The following is a 3,266-nucleotide window of genomic DNA, read 5'->3' on the forward strand; positions in this document are numbered from 1 at the left end:
GGTCGTGGGTGGCGGTGGCGCCGACGAAACCGGCGACCGTCTCGTCGGCGGGGGCGGCCAGAATCGCCGCGGGGGTGTCGTACTGGAGGATGCGGGACCGGTCGCCCAGGACCGCGATCCGGTCGCCCAGTTTCACGGCTTCGCCGAAATCGTGGGTGACGAAGACGATGGTCTTGCCGAGTTCGCCCTGCAGGCGCAGCAATTCGTCTTGCAGCAGGGCGCGGGTGATCGGGTCGACGGCGCCGAACGGCTCGTCCATCAGCAGGACCGGCGGGTCGGCAGCCAGCGCCCTGGCGACGCCGACGCGCTGCTGCTGACCGCCGGAGAGCTGGCGCGGGAAGCGGTTGCGGTAGGTGGCGGGGTCGAGGCCGACGAGGGAGAGCATCTCGTCGACGCGGGCGCTGGTGCGGCGCCGGTCCCAGCCGAGCAGGCCGGGGACGGTCGCGATGTTCTTGGCGACAGTCAGATGCGGGAACAGGCCTGCCTGCTGGATGGAATAGCCGATGCCGCGGCGCAATTCGTCGGCGTCGATGGCGGCGGCGTCGCGGCCGCCGATGGTGACGGAGCCCGAGGTGGGTTCGATCAGCCGGTTGATCATCCGCATGGTGGTGGTCTTGCCGCAGCCCGACGGCCCGACCAGGACCACGATCTCCCCGGCAGGGATGGTCATGCTGACCTCCTCGACCGCCGGATCACGCTGGTCCGGATAGCGTTTGGTGACCCGGTCGAGCACGATCTCGACCCCGGACACCGCGGCGGCCGCGGCGTCGGTGCTGGTTGCGGTGTCAGTCACGGATTCCCCTCGAGATGGTGAGCCGGCCGAGCAGCATCAGGATGCCGTCGAGTGCGAGTGCGAGCACGACGATGAGGACGGTTCCGGTCAGCGCCTGCGGTACCGCGTTCGGGCTGCCGAGGCGCGAGAGCCCGGAGAAGATGAGATTGCCGAGGCCGGGGCCCTTCGCGTAGGCGGCCAGCGCCAGGATGCCCATGATCATCTGGGTGCTGACCCGCATCCCGGCCAGAATCGACGGCCAGGCCAGCGGCAGTTCGATCGCGGTCAGCAGCCGCAGCCGGTTCATCCCGACCCCGCGCGCGGCATCGACCACCGCCGGATCCACCGCCGACAGCCCGAGCACGGTGTTGCGCAGGATCGGCAGCAGCGCGTACAGCACCAGCGCCACGATCGTCGGCCCGACCCCGAGCCCGAGGAACGGAATCAACAGCCCTAGCAGCGCGAACGAGGGCACGGTAAGGATCGCCCCCGCCGTCGCGGTAGCAGCCGCCGAGCCGAGCGGACTCCGGTATACGACCGCCCCGACGATCACCGCGACAATGGTCGCCAGCACCAGCGACTGCACCACCGCCGACACATGCAGATACGAATCGACCAGCAACTGCTCACGCCGGTTCACCACGAACGACCACAACGCGTCCAGGGTCCACCTCCCCCTAGTTCGGCAGCCACACCAGGCCCTGTCCCCCGGAATGCCCACCCCGACACCAGGTGAAACACCCCGTACCCACACCCCCGCCGCAGCACGCGACGGACGAATCCGCCTGCGCGAAACCACGTTTCACCGGCGCCGAATCATCCTACGCGCCACACATCCCCTGTGTGGCGGTTCGAGTCCCACCACCCTCACCGACGGTTCACCTCACTCCGCGGCGATCAGCGCACCGCCATCATTCCCCGCGAGCGGATCCATCGGCGCATATTGCTGCCACGCTCCGTCCCTGATCATCCACAGCTGGAAACAGATGTCTTCCTGGTCCATCAGGAACAGCTGGACCGTATCCGGTTCCTGCCAGCCGAATTCGGCGGCCTTGGCCAGGATCGCCGGGATATCCGCGTGATTCAGCGCGCCCGCCCACACGGTGCACTCGGGGAGTTTGCGTCCACCCCACCGCACGTCGTTGCCCGTGAGATTCAGAAGAAAGCCACAGCCGGGCACTGTTGCTCCGGGCCAGGCTCCGTTCGACCGCAGCCAGTCGCTGAACTGGCCGACCAGCGGCTCGTCCTCGAAGGAGACTGACAGCATCATGTTCGTCACCCTGCTCATCGCTCGGCCTCGGCCAGTTCGGCTTTCACCACGGCGTAGGCGGTGGCGGGGCTGTAGCCGCGGCGGGCGAGCATGTCGACCAGGCGGCGGGTGGCTTTGGCGCGGTCGAGGTCGGTGGGCATGGTGCGGAGTTTGCGGCGGACCAGGTCGGCCGCCGCCTGTTCGTCGCCCGGGACCGGGCGGCGCGGAGAGCGCCGGTCGAGCGCCTGGTCCGGGTTGGCGGCGTCGTCGGGCGCTTCGCTGTCGGCCGACGCGCTGACCGGGCGGGACCAGCGGGAGCGGTTTCGGCGCGGGATCCCATCGCCTCGGCCGTCCGGTTCCGCCCCGATCTCGCTGTCGGCGCGGTACGTCGGATCGTCCGGTCGTTCGGGTCGCCGATGATCGTGGGACTGCCCGTCCAGGTCCGGATCGGGCCTGTTCGCCCGGCGCGGCTGCGCGGGTGTCTGTTCGAAGCCGGCCTCGGCGAGGGCGGCGGTGACGACGGCGAAGGCGGTGGATTGGTCGTAGCCGCGGCGAGCGAGCATGCCGACGAGACGGCGGACCGCCTTGTCGCGGTCCAGGTCTCGGGACAGGGTGGAGAGTTTGCGGCGGACCAGGTCGGTGGCGCGGGCGCGTTCGGCGTCGTCGGTGACGATGGCCAGCGCGTTCTCGGCGTCGGCGGGGGCGACGCCCTTGTCCCGGAGTTCGCGCTGCAGCGCCCGCTTTCCCCGGCCGGAGTACGTGTGGCGCTCGTGCACCCACTGTTCGGCGAAGGCGCTGTCGTCGATGAGGCCGACCTCGGTGAGCCGGTCGAGCGCGGCCTCGGTCACCTCGACGCGGAAACCCTTCTCCCCGAGGCGTTTTTCCAGTTCGGCGCGGCTGCGGGCGCGCACGGCCAGCAGGTTCAGGCAGGCGTCTTTCGCCTGGTCGACGGTGGCCTTGGGACGGTCGCCCGGGGCGAGCCGGCGTGTGCCGGCCCGCCGGTCGGGCTCTCCCGGCTGGGATCCGGCCGCCACCGGATCCGCCTGTCGTCCATTGTCACCACCGACGCCGGTCGACAGGGAGTCTTCGTCGCGCCGGGCGGACCTGCGTCCACGCCGGGCACGGCGGGGTCGTGCCCCGCTCCCCCACTCTTCATGATCATCCCCAATCCGCGCAGCGGAATCGGGTGGATTGTCACCATCGGCGAATCCGGTCGGGCGCGCGCGCTGCGGATCGCCCGCAGCC

4 protein-coding genes are annotated in these 3,266 nt (G+C 70.3%); all 4 read right to left on the bottom strand.

Annotated features, from left to right (window positions below):
• On the bottom strand, window positions 1–793 hold a 793-nt coding region (locus tag ACFWPJ_RS28610), incomplete at its 3' end, for an ABC transporter ATP-binding protein (protein ID WP_378855977.1).
• Window positions 786–1,436, bottom strand: a complete 651-nt coding sequence (locus ACFWPJ_RS28615; RefSeq protein ID WP_378855983.1) for an ABC transporter permease — start codon at window positions 1,434–1,436, stop codon at window positions 786–788. The genes ACFWPJ_RS28610 and ACFWPJ_RS28615, both read right to left, overlap by 8 nt.
• 219 nt (window positions 1,437–1,655) lie before the next feature.
• Window positions 1,656–2,042, bottom strand: a complete 387-nt coding sequence (locus tag ACFWPJ_RS28620; RefSeq protein WP_378855979.1) for a squamosa promoter-binding protein 15 — start codon at window positions 2,040–2,042, stop codon at window positions 1,656–1,658.
• Between the two features lie 14 nt (window positions 2,043–2,056).
• Window positions 2,057–3,055: a regulatory protein RecX gene (locus ACFWPJ_RS28625; RefSeq protein ID WP_378855981.1), complete on the bottom strand. Its 999-nt coding sequence runs from the start codon at window positions 3,053–3,055 to the stop codon at window positions 2,057–2,059.
• Window positions 3,056–3,266: the final 211 nt, after the last annotated feature.

Source organism: Nocardia sp. NPDC058497, from assembly GCF_042720195.1.
Taxonomy (GTDB): Bacteria; Actinomycetota; Actinomycetes; order Mycobacteriales; family Mycobacteriaceae; genus Nocardia.